This window comes from Micromonospora sp. IBSANI012, assembly GCF_052814045.1.
The window spans coordinates 1,204,126-1,222,156 of record NZ_CP199933.1; the positions used below are offsets into that span (position 1 = coordinate 1,204,126).

An 18,031-nucleotide genomic window follows, 5' to 3' on the forward strand; every position below is an offset into this window, starting at 1 on the left:
GTGCTCCCGCCTGCCAGGCTATGGACGTTCGCGCTGGCCTTTTGTGCGATCCGGAAATCAGGTCGGTCCCGAGCCTCTCCGACGGGCGCATACTGAAGGACGTGCATGGTGTGCTCGACTGGGCGTGGCGACTCGATGTCGGCCAGGTGGTCGGGCTCGCTCTGCTCGAGAACGTGATCCTCTTCCTGGCCGCCGTCGGCGCCGGCAACGCGATGCTCCGGCTGCCGACGGTGGTACGGCTGCTGCCGGACCCCGGCCGGATCAGCCAGCTGCAGGTGTGGCTCGCCGGTGGGGCGATCCTGATGAACTCCCTGGTCACGGTCGCCGGCTGGGGGTTGTGGAAGGCCGGGATCATCCACCCTAACGCGGACCTGGGCCTCCGCGCCCTGGCCGATTTCGTCCTGCTGCTCCTGGTGATGGACCTGCTGATGTACGCCGGCCACGCGGTGGCGCACCGGCCCCGGCTCTTCCCGCTGGCCCACGCGCTGCACCACCGCTTCGTCGACGCCCGGCCCGCGACGCTGTACGCGCTGCATCCGCTGGAGATCCTCGGATTCGGCGGGCTCTGGCTGGCGGCGCTCGCCACACATGCGTTCTCGGTCTGGGCGATCGTCGCCTACACCGCGGTGAACCTCGTCTTCGGGATCTTCGGGCACCTGGGCGTGGAGGTGCTCCCGCCGGTGGCCCGGCGCAGCCGGGTGTTCCGCTGGGTGGCCACCCCGACGCTGCACGCGGGACACCACGTCGAGCCGGCGGTCAACCTCGGCTTCTACACGTCGATCTGGGACCGGCTCTTCGGCACGCTCGCCCCTGACTACGACGAGCGTCGCCTGTCGGCCGAGCCCGAGCCGTACGCCCTGGTGGCCTGATCCGGTCCCGTCTTCTCCTGCCATGGTGGGCGGCAAGGCCGGTAGGTGTCCGGAGCGCGCCGGCAGGAAAGAGCCGGTGTACGGGTATCGACCAGCTACGGGCTAACACGCCCCGCGTCTTCACGCGTCCGAAAAGGATTGCCCGACGTAGGTAGGATGCACACGGGGTAGCGGAGGCTGCCCGGCAGAGTGACGGGCGGGCGCCCAGAGGCATCCCCGCCTCAGATGTCGGTTGTGCCGAACAAACGGGGGTAGACCATGTTCGAGCGGCTGGGCAGATTCGTGGTACGCAGGGCCTGGTGGGTGATCCTCGGCTGGGTGCTCGCGGCCGCCGCCATCGTCCTCACCACACCGTCGCTGAGCGACATCACCTCCGCCGATCAGGGCAGCTTCCTGCCCCGCTCGTACGAGTCCGTGCAGGCCATTGAACTCGGGAAGAAGGCGTTTCCGCAGCAGGCCACGGCGACAGCGACCGTTGTGGTCAAGCGCGCCGACGGGCAGGCGCTCACGCCGGCGGACGAGGCGAAGGTGGGCCAACTCGCCCAGTCGCTCAAGGCCAAGAACATCTCGCACACGTCCGGCTACCTGACCGGCCCGCAGGCCGTGGCGCCGGACAAGTCGGTGCAGGTGGTGAACGTCGGGCTCGATGCGGCCGCCCCGGACGACCCGGCGCTGCTCGATGCCGTACGCGATCTGCGGGCGGCCATCGGTCCGGAGCTGGCGGGCAGCGGACTGACCGCGGGCGTGGCCGGCGACGTAGCGAGCTTCGTCGACAACGAGGACACCTTCAACAAGGCCTTCGCCGTGGTCGGCGTCGCGACGATCATCCTGATCATCGGACTGATCCTGATCATCTTCCGCAGCCCTATCGCCGCGCTGCTGCCCGTGGTGGTCATCGGCGTTGTTATGGCCGTCACGAGCGGGCTGGTCGCCGCGGCGGGTAAGGCGTTCGACCTCAACGTGAGCCAGGATCTGCAGACGGTGCTGCTGATCGTGCTGTTCGGCATCGGCACCGACTACATCCTGTTCCTGCTCTTCCGCTATCGCGAGCGGCTGCGTGCCGGGGACGACAAGCGCACCGCGATGATGGTCTCCGTCGAGCGGGTCGGCGAGGTCATCACGTCGGCCGCGGGAGCCGTCATCGTCGCGTTCCTCGTGCTGCTCCTCGCTTCCCTGGGCTTCTTCGGCTCGCTCGGCCCGGCGCTCGCGATCGCCGTCGCCGTCATGCTGGTCACCTCGCTCACGCTCATCCCGGCGGTCGTCTCGTTGCTCGGCCGGTACGTCTTCTGGCCGTCCAAGGCGTGGCAGCGTGCCCCCAAGGCCACCATGGCGCGTCGCCTCGGGACCGCCATCGGTCGGCGGCCGGCGCTCGTCGCGGCGGCATCCGGCGCCCTGCTGGTCGCGCTCGCCGCAGGATCCTTGGCCTACAAGGCCGACTACGACTTCAGCTCCGGCTTCCCACAGGACACCGAGTCGGCGAAAGCCGCCGCAGACCTGCAGCGCGGGTTCGCCGCCGGCGCCCTCGCCCCGACCGAGGTCTACCTGACCACCGACACCGGGTCGCCACTGACCGAGCAACAGGTCAGCGACTTCGCGGCGGCCGCGGCCGGTGCCCCGGGAGTGGGCCGGGCGCAGCCCCCGGAGCGCAGCAACGACCCGAGTGTCGCCCGGGTCAACCTGTTGCTCGACGAAAACCCGGTCTCCAACGAGGCGATCACGCTCGTCCGCGACGACCTGCGCGACGCCCTGCACGCGGCAGCCCCGCCCGGCACCCGGGCGGTGGTCGGCGGACCCACCGCGATCTTCGCGGACATCAACTCGGCGAACAACCGCGACCTGTCGGTGATCCTGCCGGTGGCGGCCGGCCTGATCGCGCTCATCCTCGCGCTGCTGCTGCGCAGCCTGGTCGCGCCGATCTACCTCGTGATAGCGGTGCTGCTCAACTTCGCCGCCACGCTGGGCGCCACGGTCTACCTCTTCCAAGGGCTGCAGGACAAGCCCGGGATCACCTTCCAGCTGCCGATCATCCTCTACCTCTTCGTGGTGGCGATCGGGACCGACTACAACATCCTGATGATCGCCCGACTGCGCGAGGAGGCACGGGAGGGCAACGAGCCGCACGAGGCCGCCGCCATCGGAGTCGAACACGCCGGGCCGACGGTCGCGGCGGCGGGGCTGATCCTTGCCGGGACGTTCGGGGTGCTGATGCTCGCGCCGATCTCGTTCCTGCAGCAGATGGGCTTCGCGGTGGCGATCGGCATCGTGCTGTCGGCGTTCGTCATGTCGATGTTCTTCGTGCCGGCGCTGACCGCGCTGATCGGGCACAAGGCGTGGTGGCCGGGGCACGGCGACGAGCGGCCGGCCAGGGGGCGGCACGCGTCGCCGGAGCCGGCGAGCGTAGCGAAGGCGTAGCGGGGAGGCCGCAGCCAACACGGCTCGGATGGCTGGGGGCCGTTTTCCGTCGCAGAACTCAGTGTCGTCCGAGCAGGTTGTCCGCGACGTTCTCCAGGTGCCGGCGCATCGCGGCGTGCGCGCCTTCGGGGTCCCGGTCGTGAAGGGCGTCGACGATCGCGATGTGCTCGGTGTGGTAGCAGCGTCGCCGCTCAGCGGTTGAGGTGCGCCGCTTGAGGCTGCCCCAGACCGGCAGTTGGCGGGCGGTGTTCATAACCTCGAACATGTTCATCAGCAGGCCGTTGTGTGCGGCTGCGGCGACCGCGTGGTGAAGCTTGGCGTCCCAGAGCTCGAACGTCTCGAATTCGTTGCTGGCGGCGCCACGCTCCAGGCACCCGGCAATTCGGTCGAGGTCGGCCTGGGTGGCGACGCGGGCGGCCAGGGCGGCGACCGGTGGTTCGAGGACCAATCGGACCTGCATGATCTCGGCCGGGCTGGTATCGGAGGGCGCGACCCGAACGGCGTGGACCGCGGCCTTGGTGAGGAACGTCCCGCGCCCGACCTGCCGGACCACCACCCCCTCTCGCTCGAGGACCTCGAGGGCGCGCCGGATCGCGCCACGTGGCGCGGAGAGTTGTTCGACGAGGGTTCGTTCGGTGGGCAGCTTCGAGCCCGGCCCGAACCTTCCCTCCTCTGTTCCCTGGGCGAGCAGAGAGCGTAGGGACTGCTCCACGGACGTCACCGCATCAGCTTACTGGTCCGAGGGCGAACCAATCTAGACCAATGTGGTCCGGGTGCTCGGTTTCCGAGACGGCCTATGGACAGGGCTTGGGTGTGAGCGTACGTTTCTCGCCAAGCCCATTGGTTGCAATTGGTTCAGATTGGTTCCGCATGAAACTGGTGACCATGTCCACTGGATCAGGCCCGGCCGTCGGCGTCGTGGACACCGACGAAGGCACAGTCCGTGACGTGACCGAACTGCTCCCGGCAGGGGCCGGAATTATCGAGGTCATCGAGGGCTGGGCGGAGGTCGGCAGGGTTCTGCGAGAGCGCGTCAAGGAGCTTCCGGCACGGCCGTTGGACTTGGTCGACCTGCTGGCGCCGATCCCGATGCCACGGCGCAACATCTTCTGCGTCGGTAAGAACTACCGCGAACACGTGGTCGAGTTCGGCCGCAGCGGCTACGACAACCCCGACCGTTCCGAGGCTATGCCGGAGCATCCGGTGGTCTTCTCCAAGGCCACCACCGCCGTAACCGGCCCCTTCGCCGACATCGACCCGCACCACGGGGTCACGTCCGAGGTGGATTACGAGGCCGAGCTGGCAGTGATCATCGGCCGGGGTGGACGCGGCATCAGCCGCGAGCAGGCGTACGAGCACGTCTGGGGCTACACGATCGTCAACGACGTCACAGCCCGGGACCTGCAGCGGGCGCACAAGCAGTGGCTGATCGGCAAGTCACTGGACACCCACTGCCCGATGGGCCCGTACGCGGTCTCCGCCGACGAGATCCCGGACGTGACCGCGCTGCTGGTCGAGAGCTCCGTCAACGGAGAGCGCCGCCAGTCGGCACCGGTCAAAGACCTGATCTTCGACATTCCCGAGCTGATCGCCACCCTGTCGGCCGGGATCACCCTGCTGCCCGGCGACATCATCGCCACCGGCACACCCGCCGGCGTCGGCATCGGCTTCGACCCGCCGCGCTTCCTGACCAGCGGCGACATCGTCGAGGTCACAATCACCGGCTTGGGCGCCCAGCGCAGTCGCGTGGCCTGACCCCTCCGCAAACCACAAGGAGAATTGTGAAGATCAACGGCAAAGAACTCGCTGTCGAGGTCGACGGACAGGGCCCCGCGGTGCTGCTTGTGCACGGCCTCGGTGGGACGTCGAACTTCTACCAGGTGCAGGCGCAGGCGCTGGCCGAACGGTTCCAGGTCATCCGGGTCGACTCGGCGGGTGCCGGCCGCTCCGAGCTCGCCGAGGACATCAGCATCTCCGCGCACGCCGATGACCTGGCCGTCGTCCTCGACGCGCTCGAGGTTGACTCCGCCGCGGTCGTCGGCCACTCGATGGGCACGCTTGTGGTCCGCGACCTCGCCGCCCGCTACCCCGACAAGGTGTCCGCGCTGGCGCTGCTCGGCGCCGTACGCGAACCGGCCGAAGCCGGCCGGCAGGCCCAGCGCGACCGCGCCGCGACCCTGCGGGAGAAGGGCACCGCCGCCGTCGCCCCGGGTGTGGTCGCCAACGCGCTCTCCGAGACCACCCGGCGGGACAAGCCCGAGGTGGCCGCGTTCGTCCGGGAGCTGGTCATGCGCCAGGACCCCGAGGGGTACGCCCGCAACTGTGAGGCGCTGGCCGCTGCCACCGACCCCGGCCCCATCGCCGCCGCACTGCCGCTACTGCTCGTCACCGGCAGCGACGACAAGGTCGGACCGCCGGAGGCGAGCCAGGAACTCGCCGACGCCCACGGCTCCGCCACTGTCGAGATCCTCCCCGGCGTCGGGCACTGGACCGCGCTCGAAGCCGCGGCCCCGATCACCAACCTGCTGCTCAAGTTCCTGTAACCGCCCACCACCGTCCCACCTCACCGCGCCCCGGGCGGGGGCGTACCTGCGCCGGCCGACTGGACCGACGCCACCGCAGTGCAGAGGAGAAACGCCATGCCCGTCCCGTCCAGCAAGGTCCTGTTCCGCAACGTCAGCATCCTCGATTCGACCGGCGCCGACCCCTACCCGGGGGATGTCCTCGTCGAGAACGACCGTATCGCCGCCGTCGGTGCCGTCGACCCTTCCGAGGCCGAGGGGGCCCGCGTCATCGAGGGCCGCGGCCGCACCCTCATGTCGGGGCTGTGTGACGCGCACACCCACTTCTCCTGGAACAACTCCGCGGACCTCGACGGACTGGGCACCATGCCCGTCGAGGAGCATCTGCTCTTCTGCATCGAGTCCGCCCGCACCTACATCGACTCCGGCTACACCATGTGTCTGGGTGCGGCATCGGCCAAGGAACGCCTCGACGTCGTCTGCCGCGACGCCATCAACGCCGGGCGCATCCCCGGCCCGCGCTACCTCGCCAACGGCCCAGAGATCGCCGTCACCGGCGGGGCGCTCATCAAGAGCATCACCAAGTTCGCCGACGGGCCCGAGGGGATGCGCAAGGCCGTCCGCGAACTCATCGACATCGGCGTCGACCAGATCAAGCTGTCGATGACCGGCGAGGAGATCACCGGCACGCAGCGCGCCGAGGACACCTACTTCTCCGACGAGGAGACCGCCGCCGCCGTAACGGAGGCCCACCGGCGTGGCAAGCGTGTCTGCGCCCACGCCCGCTCGGCGGAGAGCGTGAAGATGTGCGTCCGCAACAAGGTCGACATCATCTACCACGCCAGCTTCACCGACGCCGAGGGCATGGACATGCTCGAGGCCAACAAGGACTGGGTGTTCGTCGCCCCCGGCATCAACTGGCTGGTCGCCACCCTCTACGAGGCCGAGTCGTTCGGCTTCCCGCAGGAGGCCGCGGAGGCCGTCGGCTACAAGAAAGAACTCGACCAGGCGATCGAGGGCCTGCGCGAGATGCACCGACGTGGCATCAAGATCCTGCCCGGCGGCGACTATGGCTTCGCCTGGACCCCGCACGGCACCTACGCCCGCGACCTCGAGCACTTCGTCGAGCTGCTCGGGTTCACCCCGATGGAGGCGATCATCTCGGCCACCGCGTGGGGCGGCGAGATCATGCTACGCCCCGACGAACTCGGCAAGGTCCAGCCCGGCTACCTCGCCGACCTGCTGCTGGTTGACGGCGACCCGCTCGCCGATATCACCATCCTGCAGGACCACGAGAAGCTGCACTACATCATGAAGGACGGCAGGTTCCACAAGGAGTCGGCGGCCGACGAGGCACCGACCCCGGACCCGGCGAACATGCCGAGCACCGGCACCGAACTCCTGGTCCAGCAGCGCCCCTGACCCACGTACCCGAGCGCCGGCGACCGACCCGGTCGCCGGCGCCGCACGCCGGGAGCCGGATGATGACCCTGCTGATCTGCCGCACCTGCCCCCGCTACGACACCCGTGCCAGCGGAGAGTTCGGCCGCCGGCTCACCGCCGCCATCAGTAACATCGCCGACGACGACGCCGGCACCACGGTGACTGTCCGCAACGTGCAGTGCCTGGGGGGATGCCCGGAAGACGGTGTCGTCGCCGTCGACGGACCGGGCAAGGCCCGCGTGCGCTTCACCGGGCTCACCGAGGCCGACGCCGAGGCCGTCCTCGCCGCAGCCGCGGCCCACGACGCCTGTCTCAGCGGCGCGCCCGCCGACTGGGAGATCCCCGCCGGGCTGGTCGACCGGGTCAGCTCCGTCACGTTCAAGCGCCTCCCACGCGCCGGTACCGACCGATCGCTCGCGATCGGGAACTGACAGGCACGCCGCCCACCCGATGACGATGACCAGCCGACGAACGTACGCGCTGTCCCGCCCGTCTCGTCACCCTGCCACGGGACCAAGGTCCCGGCACGCGGTCAGATCGTCCCCTGCCGGGGACGGTCGCGGCGGGGCAGGCTGAGGACGACCGAGCCGGTCCGGCATCCGCGAGCGGTACGCCGGCGGAAGCGCGGGAGGCCGGCCCGCAGCGGGACCCCTCAGCGGGTGATCCGCCGGGGCCGGCCGGGCGGCCCGCCCGGCTTCGGCCGGTAGGCGGGTAGCCCGATGGCGATGGCGAGCATGCAGGCCGCACTGGTGTCGAACGCATCCGAGACGTCCTGGTCGCAGAACGTCAGGCCGGTGCCGCCGTGACCGAGGGTGAAGGCGGCCAGTTGCAGGCGGCCGGCGGCCACCCCCGCCTCGAACTGGGCGACCCGGTACCCGCGCTCGCCGTACCCGTCCAGCACCAGGTCGAGATCGGCGCAGGCGAAGTCGGTGTACGCCGAGTCGCCGCCGAGCGGCTGGTCGACGCAGAGCCCCTGGCTCAACGTTCGTACCTCGGGCTCCGGCGCCGGCCGGCGCAGCTGCGGCGGGCCGTCGACCTGCTGGTACAGGCCGGGCTCCGTGCCGTGCACCGCGTGGACCGCGACCTCGTGGGAGAGCAGGGTGGTCCCGGTCGGGATCGCGTCGGCGGGGACCGCTCGGGTCGCCGCAGCCAACGCCCAGTGCAGCAGCTCGGCGGGGGCGACCTGGCGGCGCATGCGCCGGGTGGAGCCGCGGCGCAGGATGACCGACTCGATCGGCTCGCTGCCGGCCGCAACCGGTGCGTCGACGGTGTTGGTGGCGCGGGGCAGGCGCGCGACGGCGGCCGTCCGCCAGCCGGTCACGTCGTCGCCCGTGGTGAGCTCACCGGCCTGCTGCACCCGGATGACCAGCGGGAAGTCGACCGGCGCGGGGGAGAGCGGCGTCGGCGGGAACTGCGGCGCAGGTAGCTCGACCGGTTCGGCGGCGGTCGTCGCGGTGGGCCGGCCGCAGGTGATCACCGCCACCGGGAACTCCGTCACGCCGTCGACGCCGAGCAGGCGAGACACGGCGGCGTCGACGAAGCCCAGCCGCACCCGCACAGGTAGCCCGTGGCCTTCGGCGACGGCGAGCAGATTCGCCAGCATCGTCCCGGCGTCCCAGTAGACGTGCCGCCAGCCCCGTTCGGCGTACTTCCACGCGGTGCGCCACGGGAGGCCGGTGACGACGAGGGCGAGCGGGCCGGCCGCGACGTCCGGGTCGGCGGTGGCGGCGGCCAGCGCCCGGCGGTGGTCCCCGGCCACGAGTGCCTCCAGGCCGAACACCTCCGGCGCGAAGTGGTACAGCCCGGCGTCGAGCCCGGCCACCTCGCCGACCACCGCGTACATCTCGAGGGGGTGGAGATTGCCGGCGGAGGCGGCGGCCCGGAACCAGAGGTCGTCACCGGCGGTTCGGGTGACGCCGGCCGAGTAGAACAGCAGCCGGGCGAGGAGTTCGCCGTCGATGGTCGGGTCGCTCGGCGGTACCCGTCCGGACAGGGTCACCGCGGCCGGCGCCCCGGTCGGCGGCAGGTCGCGGGGGAGGGGGTGCACCGGCGCCCCGAGGTGGCGTTTGAAGGGCTGGGGACGGTTGCTCGGATCCATCGGGGCGAACCCCGGGACACCCGGCGGCCGGCCGCCGCGACACTGGTTCGTCTGGTGGTGGTAGAGCCGGGTCACCTCGCCGCCGCGCATACCCGCCGGCGCCCGGCGTATGCCCGAACGAGCGCGGTGCCGGGCGCGGCAGCCGTGCTCAGCCCGCACCCGCCGCGCAGCCGTCTCACTTCGGTGCTGCCGCCGGGCGCTACCAAGATGCGGGCCAGTGCTCCGCCCTTAAGGGCGGGGGTGAAGGCCCGCACGGGAGGGGCCGCCAGGCCCCGAGCGTGCCATTGACCGTGGTAAAATCTGGGCGGGCTCCAGCGATAACCAAGCTGGAGCCCGCCGCACCAGACGTCGCCGCAGGGCATGCGGAGACGGAAAACGCCTGTGGAGCGGACGTAAGACCGGAGCACGTTCCGGCTGATCGCGGTGAAGCAGGAACCCACCTGGGCGTTGCGCGTTCCGCGCGCAGCGCGGAGGGAATCCCCGCCATTCATGGCGGTGGAGGAAGTCAAGGCAGGTACACCTCCCAGCCGGAGGTGGTGAGGTTCGGCACCGGAATCCGGTGCCAGTCCTTGGCCCAGTCGGGCGGGGCGGAGTTCTTGACCAGCAGGGCGAAGCGTCCGGTCGCCGCGGCCTGCCTCAGCTGCGCGGTGCTCGCGTTGCGGTTGTATCCCCGGTCCTCCAGCGCCCGGCACCCCGCGTAGTAGGCGATCGGGATGGCCTCGTGGCCGGAGATCACGCACGGCGGTCGCACCCCGTGCGATCGCAGGGTCTGGACGAGGCGGGTCCAGTCGCCGCGGCTGCGGACCTGCTCCGCCACGACGTGGTGCAGGATGCCGGCCTGGATGGCGAGGTGGCCGGCGAAGCCCAACGCAAGCACGGCGGCGACGACCCGCCGCCGCTGACCGACGGCCGTGGAGAACAATGCGGCGAGCCCCGGGATGGCGCAGACCAGAGCAAGGGCGTAGGTCGGCAGCAGGAACCGGGGTGCGGAGTATCCGATCAGGAACAGGTAGGGGAAGGCCATGGCGGCGGCGATCACGAATGGCAGCCATGCCGTCCGTGCCATGCCCGCCCGGTGGGCCGCCCGGACAGCCAGTGGCACCAGCACCGCCAGCGCCAGCCACCACAGCACCGCCGGCCACCGCACGGGGCTGCCGCACGGTCGGCACAGGATCGGCCCGTCCAGGGTGCTGATCACGTGCCCGAGGGAGAACTGCAGCTTCGTGCCGCCCTGCACGTGACCGGCCTGGCGGATGCGCTCCAGGAGCCCGCCGTAGCGCAGCTCGGCCTCGACCGCCCACGGTGCGCCGCCGAGCACGAGACCCGCGACCACTGCCGCGGTCAGCCGCCACCGCCGGAACGCGGGCACCGCGACGGTGGCGGCGAGCAGCGGGAGCCCGAGCCAGAAGGCGTCGGCCGGACGCATCAGCGCGGCCACGGCGAGGGCGGCGACGAGCCCGAGGTACGCCCCGGGCCGGGCTGGCTCGGCCACGGCCAGCAGGAAACATCCGACCGCTGCCACCGCCGCCATCGCCGTGTAGTGGTTGGGCATTGCGGCGTTCGCGTAGAACAGGGCGGTCCAGAGGCTCGCGTACATCCCGGCGGCGATCGCGGCGGCGCCGGGCCGCCGGGACACCCGCGACCACACCCAGAACGCCAGCCCGAGCGACGCCGCCGCGGTGACGGTGAGGAACAGCCGGAGGACGACGGTGGAATCGAGCCAGGACGCTACGGGCCACACCAGCAGGGTCACGCCCCGGGCGCGCGGTGCGCTCATGAACGCCGGCGGCGCATGGTTGCCGTGCTGGCTCACATAGACGACCTCGTCCCAGCCGAGGTCGAGACTGGCCGGCACCGCGACCAGCGACGCCGCGGCGAAGATCACGCACACCGCGACCAGGGGTCGCGCGCCGGACCGGGGTGTCACGGATGAGGAGAGCACCAACACCTCGCTCGACGAGTCACGCCAGGCCGCGCCCAGCGAGGAGGGTGGGGATTGTCCGAGCAGTCCTCACCTTAGTGGGAAACGTGGCCTACTGGGTTGTTTCCACAAATCTTGGAGTCTTCTCCGCGAATCGACCATCGGTCAGACCTTGATCGGTCCGTAACCCGGTGATCTGCTCAGGAAAGCCGATGCCGAGCGGCGCACGGCGCTCTCGGGCGTCACGTGATCAAGGGCCGCAAACAGCCAGTACGTCCCCGACCGGAGACCGGCGACGCGCTGCGGGCCCGGCTCGGCGCCGGCCCGGTGACACTGTCGTGGACCGGCATCGCGAACAGCCCGTACGTCTACAACCTGGCGCTGACCAGCGACCACAAGGTGCCGAACGTGCTGGCCTTCGACGCCGCCGACTCGGACGTGGCCGCGCTCGACGAGCAGTGGTACGCGCAGCGCACCGCCGGCACGTTCGGTGATCTGATGACGGCCGGGGGTCCGTACGGCACCCGGGTCTTCCTCGGCAACCGGCAGGCACATCAACAACATCTTCAGCAAGCTGGGCATGCCCGTCCGATGGCGACAACCGCCGGGTGCTCGCGGTGCTCGCGTACCTGAATGGCTGAGATTCTGTGCCCGCGTTTGGGCGAATGGATCTTAGCTGGGTCGTCTATAAAGCTGCGGTCATCGTTCCACGGGTAGCAATCGGGCGTGTGCCCGTTGCGCGGCGCGGAGTGCGGAGAGCTGGCCGTGGAACGAGCTATGGCGGTTCTGGTCGAGGTTGAGCGGCAACACGCACGAACGGATCAGTTCGTCCTCAAGCTTCCACGGCTGCTCCGTCGCAGTCCACACGACCTGGGCGTGTTCGGCCATCCAGGCGGTGAGCCGTTCCTCGCCATCTCGGCCAAATGTGAGCCGATTGCCGCTACCGACCCGCCGTAGGCCAATCCCAAGCTCGCCGGCAAGGAGCGAGCCAAGCGTCAGGCGCAGCGTCGACCCGGCCGCGTTGCCCCGGTAGTGATAGCGGATCCGGCTGCGGATCGTCTGCCGGCTCGGAGGGCGTCCGTTGCCCGGTGGCGCCTTCGGCGAGATGCCCACGTAGAGCAGCACCGCCCCATCCTGCGTATGGCACCCGGCAACCGGCACCAGGGGTGGCGGTGACGTGAAGTACCAGGCGTAGACACCGGGAGCCGCAGGTATCGGGCAGTCCCGTCCGCGCACTTCCGCAGCCCGGTAGAGCCGGTAGGGGCGAAGCAATGCCTCCTCTGGACCCACTAGCGCTCCTCGTCTGTGCTGCTAGGAGTGCAGCGACGCGCGGTAGCCGAGGTGGCCCCAGGCCTTTCCGTGTTCCGCGGCCATTCGCACCGTGCCCACCTGCCGTCCTGTGGCTGGGCTTCAAGATGCTCGCCGATCCAGATGCCCCCTGCGTCGAAGAGGACGTAGTGGTTAGGGCAGAGGCAGAGGATGTTGTCGAACGAATCGGGACCGTTGTGAGGGCGGTCTAGGGGGCGGACGTGCGCGGCCTCCGCGTTGGGGCCGGCTGGGGTTTCTAGTCTGGTGTCGCAGAGCTGGCAGCGGTAGTCGTAGAGCTGCTTGACCTTGAGCGCGAGGGCGGTGCTGCGCACGAGACGCTGGATCACCGCCCGGACCTGGGGTGCTGTTCCCTGGCCGGTGGCCGATCGACGTTGTCGAGGCTGACGAGTCGGAACCTCCAGATGCGGAAGCCGTCTTTGCCGTCCGTGTGCCAGTGATCGACTACTCGGAAGAGTCCGTCATAGCGGAAGCCTGTCGATGGCGAGAAGGCTGGGTCCCCGCCGGCGCCGCGGATGACGCGTACGGGGTTGCCCTCAAGCTGGTTGCGGGCTAGGCCGGCGTTGCCGAGGGTGAGTTCCTGGTGAGCGACTTGCCGCTTGGTGGAGGGATCGTTGCCTCCTTGCCCGGTGTACACGATCTCGTCGCCGTAGTCTTCATCGTCGAAGTAGCCCCCTGACACGACGATGGACTCGGCGCCATCCTTGCCGCCGCAGATCCCACCCTGAAGCGGTCGGTGGACCTTTGAGGCGGCCAGTTGTGCTCGGTTGGGAAACGTCGACCCAACGGGATAGCCCGAGATCTCTCCGTACGTCCGCCCACTCATGCCGGCACCGTAAACCATACGGCCAACAAGATCGATAGGGCGGCAGGGACGCATCGCCCCTATGCATTCAGCGGCTCGCCCTTGAACACCTCTCGCCGGTGCCAGGAGACGTGGTCGGCTGCCGGGACAGGCGTGCCCGGACGCGGCCGCAGCATTCGACCATGCAGGTCGTACACCGTGCGCCCGACGTTCGTCCGAGCGGTGAAGGCGGTCGACACGTGAATCCGCAGATCTGAATCAAGAGCCAGGGCGCCAAAGTCGAACAGCTTGTGGTGCAGTACGCACAGCGCAAGACCGTTGTCGAGGGTGTCCGGGCCGTCGAAGGCCCACCACCGCACGTGCGCTGCCTCCACTCCCACGGAGGCGCTGAGGAGTTGGCCGTCGTACCCACAAAAGGCGCACTGCCGGTCCCATGCCTGCAGGACCGCAAGCCGCCACGTGGCGTCCCGTCGGCGGACGGCGGCCGGTGCCGCACCCGGGACATGCAGGATCTCGTCGGGATCCAGTCCTGCAGCAGTGAGGACATCCGGAGCGATCGTCGGCGGAAAGTGGCTCTCCACCAGGGCGCGAGCGGCCGCCCTCAGCAGGTCGGGATCGTGCCGCAAAGCGACCTCGATGGGACCAGCAAGCCGGCCCACCACGTCGTGCGCTGTCAAGGGGCCGACCGAATCCATCGGCACGTCATGGTCGAGCGTCCAGACGCCGTCGCTGCGCAGCCGCGTAAACGGATAGGCCGCACGCTGCACGTCAGGCGTCCTCGAGGCGGGGGCGAACTCCGCAATCAACTTGCTCAGCCGTGCCTCCGCCTCCGACCAGGGCAGCTCGCTTGACCCTGTGTCCGAGAGGCGCCCGAGAGCCAGCAGCACCAGGAGTGGCTTGTGCGGCGCGCGCCGCCCGTGGCGTTGATGGAGGCGGAGCGAGGCAAGTCGATCCAGCACCTCTTGACGGATTGACGTCATGCGGCGATCGTCCGGGCGGCAGCGTACATGTCGGCTGGGAGCGGGTGCTGCAGCCGCCAGAGGATCCGCATCGGCCGGTCGCTCGTGTGCTCCACGTACGTCATCGGCCCGGCGTACAGGTACGGCGGCGCGCCCAGGTCGCGGTCGGCCACCTTGCTCTCCCGAACGAAGAGGTGCACCGTCGACCCGCGCTCGGCGTGGTTGATGTAGCGCTGCCCGGTCCCCGACGCCGACGACGTGGTGCTCTGCGACTCCCACTGGAACAGGCTGTCGGTGATGGCCCGGTCGGCGTACATGGTCGTGGGGGAGTAGTGCTCCTCGGACTTGACCAGCGTGACGAAGAAGAGGTCCGCTTGCTCCGACTCAAGCCACTTCACCCCCTCGCGCAGCGACCCCGGGTTTGCCATCCCGAAGGCCGCGCACGCCTCGTTGCGGCTGTAGCGGGCGTGCACCCGCAGCGGCGCCCGCCCCGACTCCGGCGCCACCGTCACCCGGTGGATCCGGTCCCGCAGCACCTCGGCGACCTGGCGCAGCTCCGTGCAGCGCGCTGGCTCCGCCCAGAGCCGCTTCAGCCGGGCATCGCGCTCGGTCAGCGGCACCGACGGCCCCCATAGGCTGAAGTGCAGCATGTCCAGCAGCCGTCCGCCGCCGGGCTGCTCGCCACTCGCGACCCGAGCGAGGAGGTCCAGCCGGTCGACGTCGTCGATGTGCAGCATCCGCCCGATAGCCCGGCCGAGCTCCCGGTCGTCGGGCCCGCCGGACGAGGTGTTGATGCCCGCCAGGCGCCGCAGGCCGGCCCACCCGCCGATGCTCGCCGACCGGTAAATGTCCTCGATCTCCAGGCCGGTCTCCCGCAGGAACTCAGCCAGGGTCACCTCACCGAGCTGCCGCAGCTCAGCCACCAGGCCGTTCTTCGAGGTCGGCAAGGCCGACTTCAGGTTGGCGAGCACGACCTCCTTCGCCACCCGGTCCAGCTCGACGTGGCAGCCGCTCGGCAGGGACGGGAAGTCGTCCCGGACGGCCGCCTCGACGGCCCGACGGCTGACTCCGGCCAGCGCCCGCCAGCGCAGGTCGAACCGGAAGTTGGCGTTTTGCCCGCCGATGAAGTCGAGCACGGTCAGGCAGGGCTTGTCGTCGTCGAGGCGCAGACCACGGCCGAGCTGCTGCAGGAAGATCGTGGCGCTCTCGGTGGGGCGCAGCATGAGGATCGTGTCGACCATCGGCAGGTCGACGCCCTCGTTGAACAGGTCGACGGTGAAGAGCACCCGGAGCTCACGGTTGCGGAACGCCGTCAGCAGCGCCTGCCGCCCGGCGGCGTCGACCCGCGAGGTCACCGCGGCCGACGGTACGCCTTGCTGGGTGAACCAGTCCGCCATGAACTCGGCGTGCCCGATGCTCACGCAAAAGCCGAGGGCCCGCATCTGCCCGACGTCGGCGGTGTCGCGTACCGCCCGCAGGATCATCCGGGCCCGGGCGTGGTTGCCGGTGTAGACGCCGTCCAGCTCGGCCGGGTCGTACCCCTGCCCACGCTTCCACCGCAGCTGCGACAGGTCCACGTCGTCGTGCAGCCCGAAATATTGGAACGGGCACAGCAGTTGCCGCTCCAACGCCTCCCACAGGTGCAGCTCCGCGGAGGCGCGGCCGTCGAACCACCGGCGCACGTCGCCGCCGTCGCTTCGGTCGGGGGTTGCGGTCAGTCCCAGCAGTACGCGCGGCCGCAGCCGCTCCAACATTCGCGCGTACGTCGGCGCCTCGGCGTGGTGGAACTCGTCGACGATCACCATGTCGTACGCCTTGGGGTCGATCGCCTGCCGATGCAGCGACTGGATCGAGGCGAAGACGTACGTCCAGTCCTTCGGCTTGTCGCCGCCGACGAGGGTCTCGCCAAAGCTGCCGTCTCCCATCACCTGCCGGAACACCGAGCGGCTCTGCCGCAGGATCTGCTCCTGATGGGCGACGAAGAGCAGCGAGTCAACGTGGCCGGCCTTGCGCAGCCGGCGGTAGTCCAACGCCGCCACCACGGTCTTGCCGGTGCCGGTCGCCATCACTACCAGGTTCCGCCAGCGGCCGTGCACCAGCCGCTCGGCGTCGAGGTCGTCGAGGATCTCCTGCTGGTAGGGGAACGGGCGGACGTCCAGGTTCGCGATCTCGGTGGGCGCCTCGTCGGGGCGCTCGCCGCGCAGCGCGACGCGCAGCCGGTCGGCGTCCTTCGCCGGGTCGTAGGCCTCGAACGCTGAGTCGTTCCAGTAGTCGGTGAACGTCGCCTCGAAGGTGTCGATGACGTGCGGCTGCTCCAGGTTCGAGATCCGCACGTTCCACTCAACGCCGTCGACCAGCGCGGTCTTCGAGAGATTGGACGAGCCGACGTAGGCGGTGGTGGTGCCGTTGTTGCGGCGGAACAGCCACGCCTTGGCGTGCAGGCGGGTCGTCCTGGTCTCGTACGAAACCTTGATCTCGGCGCCTAGCTCGGCGAGCCGGTCCAGAGCCCGCTGGTCGGTCGCGCCCATGTACGTCGTGGTGATGACCCGCAGCCGACCACCGCGGGCGATCAGGTCGCGGACGGCGCCCTGCACCTGGAGCAGGCCGTGCCACTTGATGAACGCGCAGAGCAGGTCAACCTCGTCGGCGGAGGCCATCTCATGGGTGACCTCGTGGCCGATGCGCGGCTGGTGGCGGCCGTTGACCAGCAGCGCGCCGGTGGAGAGCGGGGTGGTGGGGCGCACCGGGAAGGTGGGTGCGATGGGCGGCGTCGGTGGGGGCGCGATGGCGTGCAGCAGGCGCTGCGCGTCGGCGACTTGGTCGTCGGTGCCGACCGCGCGCGGCTCGGCCTGGGCGATGCTCTCGGCGATCCGGTTGGCCAGCTCGACCTGGCGGGCGAGCTTGTCGTCGCCGCCGCCGACGGCGAGCAGCGCCCGGCGGGCCAGCGTCGCGATGTGCCGAGCGAGCAGGTCGTGCGCGTCGGCCGGGTCGAGTTTGGCCTGCTGGACCAGGGCGGGGTCGACATGCTGGAGGCGCTCGGCGAGCTGCTGGGTGATCAGGTGCTCGTACATACCCGGGCCAAGATCAGTCACGCCGGAAAGGCTAGCCAGCCGATGTTCAACGCGCTGCCCCGATGTGAGCGGCACGGGCGACGCGACCAGCATGCCTTGACGTCTGTGACCAGCCCAAATGGACCGAGCACGGTCGTAGTTGCCTCGGGGCAATATCAACATCCGGGACTATTGACTTGGCAATGAGGCCAGCCCGGTCCGGCTGAACGGATGACTGGTCAGGGGTCCCGCTGCTGGGACTCCCGGCGGTAGGGTCCGGGAACCGTCAGTGGGAAGTGGGGGTGACGGTGCTTACCGAATTGGCACTGCCGCCTGTGGTTGAGACGGAGCGCATTATCTCGGCGGTTGGGGCTGATCTGGGCTTCGGCGAGCCTTGGGGCGTGGTGGTCGACTCGCCGCTGGGGGCCGGCAAGTCGACGCTCGTCGTGCGCGCGGCCATCGAGCTGGCCGCCGGCGAGCCGATGATCGGCACCGCGGACCAACGAGTCCGCAATCCAGACGAGCGTGAGAACTCCCATCGAGCCTCGCTAGATCCTCCCAATTCTTAGTTGCCTCGCCGAGCCGAGGCTCCGATGGGCTGAGGGCCCGTCAAGAGAGGTGTTGCA

General features: G+C 69.9%; 16 protein-coding genes. 8 read left to right on the top strand and 8 right to left on the bottom strand.

Annotation, left to right across the window (positions count from 1 at the left end; genetic code table 11):
* Positions 1–101: 101 nt before the first annotated feature.
* A complete protein-coding gene (locus ACTWM8_RS05805; RefSeq protein WP_446212890.1) occupies positions 102–869 on the top strand; it encodes a sterol desaturase family protein in 768 nt (255 codons plus the stop codon).
* A 258-nt stretch (positions 870–1,127) separates the two neighbouring features.
* Complete coding sequence (locus ACTWM8_RS05810) at positions 1,128–3,281, top strand: MMPL family transporter (RefSeq protein WP_446212891.1); 2,154 nt, start codon at positions 1,128–1,130, stop codon at positions 3,279–3,281.
* A gap of 58 nt (positions 3,282–3,339) precedes the next feature.
* Here ACTWM8_RS05810 and ACTWM8_RS05815 read toward each other — a convergent pair whose 3' ends face one another.
* Positions 3,340–4,002, bottom strand: coding sequence for a FadR/GntR family transcriptional regulator (locus ACTWM8_RS05815; protein ID WP_446212892.1), 663 nt, complete (start codon positions 4,000–4,002; stop codon positions 3,340–3,342).
* Positions 4,003–4,094: 92 nt separating this feature from the next.
* On the opposite strand from ACTWM8_RS05815, the gene ACTWM8_RS05820 reads away from it, so the two are divergent.
* The 4 genes from ACTWM8_RS05820 to ACTWM8_RS05835 all read left to right on the top strand — a co-directional run bounded on the left by ACTWM8_RS05820 (position 4,095) and on the right by ACTWM8_RS05835 (position 7,677).
* Positions 4,095–5,036 (top strand): fumarylacetoacetate hydrolase family protein, encoded by a 942-nt coding sequence (locus ACTWM8_RS05820; RefSeq protein WP_446212893.1) that lies wholly within the window; start codon positions 4,095–4,097, stop codon positions 5,034–5,036.
* Between the two features lie 26 nt (positions 5,037–5,062).
* Positions 5,063–5,824: an alpha/beta fold hydrolase gene (locus ACTWM8_RS05825; RefSeq protein ID WP_446212894.1), complete on the top strand. Its 762-nt coding sequence runs from the start codon at positions 5,063–5,065 to the stop codon at positions 5,822–5,824.
* 96 nt (positions 5,825–5,920) lie between these two features.
* Positions 5,921–7,225 (top strand): amidohydrolase family protein, encoded by a 1,305-nt coding sequence (locus ACTWM8_RS05830; protein WP_446212895.1) that lies wholly within the window; start codon positions 5,921–5,923, stop codon positions 7,223–7,225.
* Positions 7,226–7,287: 62 nt separating this feature from the next.
* Entirely contained in the window at positions 7,288–7,677 is a 390-nt protein-coding gene (locus tag ACTWM8_RS05835) for a DUF1636 family protein (RefSeq protein ID WP_446212896.1), read from the top strand.
* Between the two features lie 221 nt (positions 7,678–7,898).
* Here the strand turns inward: ACTWM8_RS05835 and ACTWM8_RS05840 are convergent, their stop codons facing one another.
* Complete coding sequence (locus tag ACTWM8_RS05840) at positions 7,899–9,344, bottom strand: SagB family peptide dehydrogenase (protein WP_446212897.1); 1,446 nt, start codon at positions 9,342–9,344, stop codon at positions 7,899–7,901.
* A gap of 505 nt (positions 9,345–9,849) precedes the next feature.
* A complete protein-coding gene (locus tag ACTWM8_RS05845) occupies positions 9,850–11,286 on the bottom strand; it encodes a hypothetical protein (RefSeq protein WP_446212898.1) in 1,437 nt (478 codons plus the stop codon).
* Between the two features lie 225 nt (positions 11,287–11,511).
* Between ACTWM8_RS05845 and ACTWM8_RS05850 the strand changes: the two genes are divergently transcribed.
* Positions 11,512–11,898 carry a hypothetical protein gene (locus tag ACTWM8_RS05850; RefSeq protein ID WP_446212899.1) on the top strand — a complete coding sequence of 129 codons (387 nt, stop codon included), beginning with the start codon at positions 11,512–11,514 and terminating at the stop codon, positions 11,896–11,898.
* Between the two features lie 66 nt (positions 11,899–11,964).
* On the opposite strand, the gene ACTWM8_RS05855 is transcribed toward ACTWM8_RS05850, so the two are convergent.
* From ACTWM8_RS05855 to ACTWM8_RS05875, 5 genes are read right to left on the bottom strand one after another with little or no spacing between them, the layout of a single operon-like run.
* Complete coding sequence (locus ACTWM8_RS05855) at positions 11,965–12,555, bottom strand: GIY-YIG nuclease family protein (RefSeq protein WP_446212900.1); 591 nt, start codon at positions 12,553–12,555, stop codon at positions 11,965–11,967.
* Positions 12,555–12,920 carry an HNH endonuclease gene (locus ACTWM8_RS05860; protein WP_446212901.1) on the bottom strand — a complete coding sequence of 122 codons (366 nt, stop codon included), beginning with the start codon at positions 12,918–12,920 and terminating at the stop codon, positions 12,555–12,557. The genes ACTWM8_RS05855 and ACTWM8_RS05860 overlap by 1 nt, the downstream gene beginning before the upstream one ends.
* Complete coding sequence (locus ACTWM8_RS05865; RefSeq protein WP_446212902.1) at positions 12,917–13,417, bottom strand: YDG/SRA domain-containing protein; 501 nt, start codon at positions 13,415–13,417, stop codon at positions 12,917–12,919. Before ACTWM8_RS05865 ends, ACTWM8_RS05860 begins: the two co-directional genes overlap by 4 nt.
* Before the next feature lie 59 nt (positions 13,418–13,476).
* Positions 13,477–14,376, bottom strand: a complete 900-nt coding sequence (locus ACTWM8_RS05870; protein WP_446212903.1) for a phosphorothioated DNA-binding restriction endonuclease — start codon at positions 14,374–14,376, stop codon at positions 13,477–13,479.
* Complete coding sequence (locus ACTWM8_RS05875) at positions 14,373–17,447, bottom strand: DUF3427 domain-containing protein (protein ID WP_446212904.1); 3,075 nt, start codon at positions 17,445–17,447, stop codon at positions 14,373–14,375. Before ACTWM8_RS05875 ends, ACTWM8_RS05870 begins: the two co-directional genes overlap by 4 nt.
* A 260-nt stretch (positions 17,448–17,707) precedes the next feature.
* Between ACTWM8_RS05875 and ACTWM8_RS05880 the strand changes: the two genes are divergently transcribed.
* Complete coding sequence (locus ACTWM8_RS05880; protein WP_446212905.1) at positions 17,708–17,974, top strand: hypothetical protein; 267 nt, start codon at positions 17,708–17,710, stop codon at positions 17,972–17,974.
* The last annotated feature ends 57 nt before the right edge of the window (positions 17,975–18,031 follow it).

What these genes read in the sequence shown, in the direction of transcription:
- ACTWM8_RS05810 (WP_446212891.1), top strand. Translation starts at nt 1,128, where the DNA reads ATGTTCGAGCGGCTGGGCAGATTCGTGGTACGCAGGGCCTGGTGGGTG.
- ACTWM8_RS05830 (WP_446212895.1), top strand. Translation starts at nt 5,921, where the DNA reads ATGCCCGTCCCGTCCAGCAAGGTCCTGTTCCGCAACGTCAGCATCCTC.
- ACTWM8_RS05835 (WP_446212896.1), top strand. Translation starts at nt 7,288, where the DNA reads ATGACCCTGCTGATCTGCCGCACCTGCCCCCGCTACGACACCCGTGCC.
- ACTWM8_RS05840 (WP_446212897.1), bottom strand. Translation starts at nt 9,344, where the DNA reads ATGGATCCGAGCAACCGTCCCCAGCCCTTCAAACGCCACCTCGGGGCG.
- ACTWM8_RS05865 (WP_446212902.1), bottom strand. Translation starts at nt 13,417, where the DNA reads ATGAGTGGGCGGACGTACGGAGAGATCTCGGGCTATCCCGTTGGGTCG.
- ACTWM8_RS05870 (WP_446212903.1), bottom strand. Translation starts at nt 14,376, where the DNA reads ATGACGTCAATCCGTCAAGAGGTGCTGGATCGACTTGCCTCGCTCCGC.